Consider the following 3,643-nt stretch of genomic DNA (forward strand, 5'->3'; position numbering starts at 1 on the left):
TGGTGAGGCCGGAGGCCGGCTCCGAGCCGGTGCGGCCATTCTGCGGCCCCGGTTCCACCGCAGCACCCTTGCCGGCGTCATAGAGATCGATGATTTCAGCCAGGCGTTCCGGCGTCAGATCCTCGAACGTGTCCTTGAAGATCATCACCATCGGCGCGTTGACGCAGGCACCGAGGCATTCCACCTCTTCCCAAGACAAGGTTCCCTTGTCGTTGGTGTGGAACTGGTCGTGATGGATTTTGGAGCGGCAGACATCCATCAGCGCTTCCGAACCGCGCAGCATGCAGGGCGTGGTGCCGCAGACCTGGATGTGCGCACGCGTGCCGACCGGATTCAACTGGTACTGCGTGTAGAAGGTCGCGACTTCCAGCCCGCGGATGCGGGGCATGCCGAGCATGTCGGAGATCGTCTCGATCGCCGCCTTCGTCACCCAGCCTTCCTGCTCCTGTGCTATCATCAGAAGCGGGATGATGGCCGACTGTTCACGGCCCTTCGGGTACTTCTTGATCCATTGCTTCGCAGCCGCGGCATTCGCCCGGTTGAAGGCGAAGGATGCTGGCTGGACGCTGGCTTCTGCGAGACGGCGGACTGACATTTAGCGATCGACCTCACCAAACACGATGTCGAGGGAGCCGAGAACGGCGGTGACGTCGGCCAGCATGTGGCCGCGGCAGAGGAAATCCATCGCCTGCAGATGCGCGAAACCCGGCGCGCGCAGCTTGCAGCGGTAGGGCTTGTTGGAGCCGTCGGAGACCAGATAGACGCCGAATTCGCCCTTCGGCGCCTCGACGGCGGCGTAAACCTCGCCGGCCGGCACGCGATAACCCTCGGTGTAGAGCTTGAAGTGATGGATCAGCGCTTCCATCGAGCGCTTCATCGCCTGGCGCTTGGGCGGCACCACCTTGCCATCGAGGTTCGACACCGGGCCGGTGCTCTCCTTGCCGAGCAAAAGGTCGACGCACTGGCGCATGATCTTCGCCGACTGGCGCATTTCTTCCATGCGCACGAGGTAGCGGTCGAAGCAGTCGCCGTTCTTGCCGATCGGAATGTCGAAATCCATCTCCGAATAGCATTCATAGGGTTGCGACTTGCGCAGATCCCAGGCTGCACCCGAGCCACGCACCATCACGCCCGAAAAACCCCAGGCCCAGGCATCCGCCAGCGAGACGATGCCAATATCGACATTGCGCTGCTTGAAGATGCGGTTGCCGGTCAGCAGCCGGTCGAGGTCGTCGATCGACTTCAGGAACGGGTCGATCCACTTGCCGATGTCCTCGACCAGTTGACGCGGCAGGTCCTGATGGACGCCGCCGGGCCGAAAATAAGCGGCATGCATGCGCGAACCGGAGGCGCGCTCATAGAACACCATCAGCTTTTCGCGTTCGACGAAGCCCCACAGCGGCGGCGTCAGCGCACCGACGTCCATCGCCTGCGTCGTCACATTGAGGATGTGCGACATGATGCGGCCGATCTCGCTGTAGAGAACGCGGATCACCTGGCCACGCTTCGGCACCTCGATGCCGAGCAGACGCTCGGCGGCCAGCGCAAAGGCATGTTCCTGGTTCATCGGCGCGCAATAGTCGAGCCGGTCGAGATAGGGTACCGCCTGCAGATAGGTTTTGGCTTCGATCAGCTTTTCGGTACCGCGATGCAGCAGTCCGATATGCGGATCGACGCGATCGACGACTTCGCCGTCCAGCTCCAGCACAAGGCGCAAAACGCCGTGCGCCGCGGGGTGTTGCGGGCCGAAATTGATGTTGAAGTTGCGGACGGAGGTTTCAGCCATTTACTGCTTTGCCTTCTCGTCACCCGGCAGCACGTAATCCGTACCTTCCCACGGGGACAGAAAATCGAAATTGCGGAATTCCTGCTTGAGCTCGACCGGCTCATAGATAACGCGCTTGGCCTCGTCGTCGTAGCGCACCTCGACGAAGCCGGTCAGCGGGAAATCCTTGCGCAAGGGATGGCCTTCGAAGCCATAGTCGGTCAGCAGGCGGCGCAGGTCGGGATGGCCGGAGAACAAAACGCCGTAGAGATCGTAGGTCTCGCGCTCGAACCAGTCGGCGCCGGGATAGACGCCGGTGATCGACGGCACCATGGTTTCCTCGTCGGCCTGCACCTTGACGCGGACGCGCACATTCTGCTTCGGCGACAACAGGTGATAGACGACGTCGAAACGCTTGGCCCGCGACGGATAGTCGGCGCCGCAGACATCGATGATCGAGATGAACTGGCAGCGCGCATCGTCGCGCAGGAAGGTCATCACCTCGACCAGATCGCGCGGCTCGACATGGATGGTGAGTTCGCCATAGGCGATATCAGCCTCGTTCACGCGGCCGATCAGCTTCTCGCCGAGATAGGTCGACAGTTCGCTCAGGGATGCGGTCATGGATTTACCGTTCGATCGTGCCGGTGCGGCGGATCTTCTTCTGCAAGAGAAGAATGCCGTAGAGCAGCGCTTCGGCGCTCGGCGGACAGCCGGGCACATAGATGTCGACCGGCACGATGCGGTCGCAGCCGCGCACCACCGAATAGGAATAGTGGTAATAGCCGCCGCCATTGGCGCAGGAGCCCATCGAGATGACGTAGCGCGGCTCCGGCATCTGGTCGTAGACCTTGCGCAGCGCCGGCGCCATCTTGTTGGTCAGCGTGCCGGCGACGATCATGATGTCGGACTGGCGCGGAGACGCGCGTGGCGCGACGCCGAACCGCTCCGAATCATAGCGCGGCATCGAGGTGTGGATCATCTCGACCGCGCAGCAGGCGAGGCCGAACGTCATGAACATCAGCGACCCGCTGCGCGCCCAGGTGATGAGCGCCTCGGTCGAAGTGACCAGAAAGCCCTTGTCGGCCAACTCGTTGTTGATCTCGAGGAAGAAGGGATCGTCCTCCCCCACCGGCCTGCCGGTGTTGGGATCGATGATGCCCTTGGGCTTCGGCGCGACGAGGGTGCCTGAACTGTCGTTCAATCCCATTCCAGCGCTCCTTTTTTCCATTCATAGGCAAAGCCGATGGTCAGCACCGCCAAAAAAACCATCATCGACCAGAAACCGAGCATGCCGATCTTCGAAAACGACACCGCCCACGGAAACAGGAAGGCTACTTCCAGGTCGAAGATGATGAACAGGATCGACACCAGGTAGAAACGGATGTCGAACTTCATGCGGGCGTCGTCGAACGAGTTGAAACCGCACTCGTAGGCGGAAAGCTTTTCGGGATCGGGATTGCGGTAGGCCACCAGGAAGGGCGCGGCCAGCAGCGCCAGGCCGACAACCAGCGCCACGCCTATGAACAGGACGATGGGCAGGTATGAGCTCAAGAGTGCGTTCATGCTCGGCTTTCCGTTGGCGCCAATCCACGTTGATTACAGCACCGGACCCTAATGCGGAAGCGTGACAGTTTAACCGCTGAACCGTTTTAAGGGCCTATGCTGCAACGCGGCGAGGGTTAGCGCAGCACTTCCAGCGAAGCAAGTCAAACCTTGTTCAAAACATCGACCTGGACGGCATATCGCGGCAAACTGGTCCGATCCGCTCCTGTTTGATTTCCTTCGCTTTTTACTCCACTTTTCTCTCCTGACATGAATGCTGCCAAAACCCTGCTAGCATGGGTTGGAATCAGCCATTCGACCCTCGGTCAAAAC

The 3,643-nt window shown here is 60.8% G+C and carries 5 protein-coding genes; all 5 read right to left on the reverse strand.

Annotated features, from left to right (window positions below; genetic code table 11):
* The coding region (nuoE, locus tag ENZ74_RS25595; protein WP_127313069.1) for an NADH-quinone oxidoreductase subunit NuoE at positions 1-595 on the reverse strand (595 nt) is incomplete at its 3' end.
* A complete protein-coding gene (locus tag ENZ74_RS25600; protein WP_024501361.1) occupies positions 596-1,786 on the reverse strand; it encodes an NADH-quinone oxidoreductase subunit D in 1,191 nt (396 codons plus the stop codon).
* Complete coding sequence (locus tag ENZ74_RS25605) at positions 1,787-2,389, reverse strand: NADH-quinone oxidoreductase subunit C (RefSeq protein WP_013531091.1); 603 nt, start codon at positions 2,387-2,389, stop codon at positions 1,787-1,789.
* A 4-nt stretch (positions 2,390-2,393) separates the two neighbouring features.
* Positions 2,394-2,975 (reverse strand): NADH-quinone oxidoreductase subunit B, encoded by a 582-nt coding sequence (locus tag ENZ74_RS25610; RefSeq protein ID WP_013531090.1) that lies wholly within the window; start codon positions 2,973-2,975, stop codon positions 2,394-2,396.
* On the reverse strand, positions 2,966-3,331 hold the full coding sequence (locus ENZ74_RS25615) for an NADH-quinone oxidoreductase subunit A (protein ID WP_010910112.1): 366 nt from the start codon (positions 3,329-3,331) through the stop codon (positions 2,966-2,968). The genes ENZ74_RS25610 and ENZ74_RS25615 overlap by 10 nt, the downstream gene beginning before the upstream one ends.
* Between the last annotated feature and the right edge of the window lie 312 nt (positions 3,332-3,643).

Source organism: Mesorhizobium sp. M7A.F.Ca.CA.002.15.2.1, from assembly GCF_003998715.1.
Taxonomy (GTDB): Bacteria; Pseudomonadota; Alphaproteobacteria; order Rhizobiales; family Rhizobiaceae; genus Mesorhizobium; species Mesorhizobium ciceri.

Bases quoted from the DNA above. Each gene is read 5' to 3' on its own strand.
- ENZ74_RS25600 (WP_024501361.1), bottom strand. From the start codon at position 1,786: ATGGCTGAAACCTCCGTCCGCAACTTCAACATCAATTTCGGCCCGCAA.
- ENZ74_RS25605 (WP_013531091.1), bottom strand. From the start codon at position 2,389: ATGACCGCATCCCTGAGCGAACTGTCGACCTATCTCGGCGAGAAGCTG.
- ENZ74_RS25610 (WP_013531090.1), bottom strand. From the start codon at position 2,975: ATGGGATTGAACGACAGTTCAGGCACCCTCGTCGCGCCGAAGCCCAAG.
- ENZ74_RS25615 (WP_010910112.1), bottom strand. From the start codon at position 3,331: ATGAACGCACTCTTGAGCTCATACCTGCCCATCGTCCTGTTCATAGGC.